This is a genomic window from Clostridium polyendosporum, assembly GCF_018332455.1.
In the GTDB taxonomy this organism is placed as follows: domain Bacteria; phylum Bacillota; class Clostridia; order Clostridiales; family Clostridiaceae; genus Clostridium_AY; species Clostridium_AY polyendosporum.
In genome coordinates this window covers 1-482 of sequence record NZ_BOPZ01000077.1, presented here as the reverse complement: position 1 = coordinate 482, position 482 = coordinate 1, and the positions used below count along the sequence as shown (strand labels likewise).

At 33.4% G+C, this 482-nt stretch carries 1 pseudogene; it reads left to right on the top strand.

The features are described from left to right. Positions 1–37: 37 nt before the first annotated feature. Positions 38–367, top strand: a pseudogene (tnpA, locus tag CPJCM30710_RS17460) (IS200/IS605 family transposase); the annotation flags it as partial. Between the last annotated feature and the right edge of the window lie 115 nt (positions 368–482).

Sequence of the window (482 nt, the reverse complement as noted above, 5' to 3'; positions counted from 1 at the left end):
TTCAGGCCACTATTAAAACGAAAGAAAGGTGAGTTTCATGGATAAAAGTCTAGCACACACAAGATGGATGTGCAAGTATCACATTATATTTACGCCTAAGTTTAGAAGAAAAATAATATACAGTAAATATAGAGAAAGCATACGAGATATATTAAAAGATTTGTGCAAATATAAAGGAGTAGAAATTATAGAAGGTCATTTAATGCCGGACCATATTCATATACTAGTTTCGATTCCACCAAAGTTAAGTGTATCTAGTTTTATGGGATATTTAAAAGGTAAAAGTGCATTAATGATTTTTGAAAGACATGCAAATTTAAAATATAAGTTTGGGAATAGACACTTTTGGTCTGAAGGGTATTATGTTAGTGTGCGACCTTAGAGGGGTCATCTGAATTATGCTAAAGCATTTCCCGTTCATCTTCGGGTATTCCTACTAGTCGGTGCGTTCAAAGTAATTTGAAGGTTCTAAGCAGACTAGG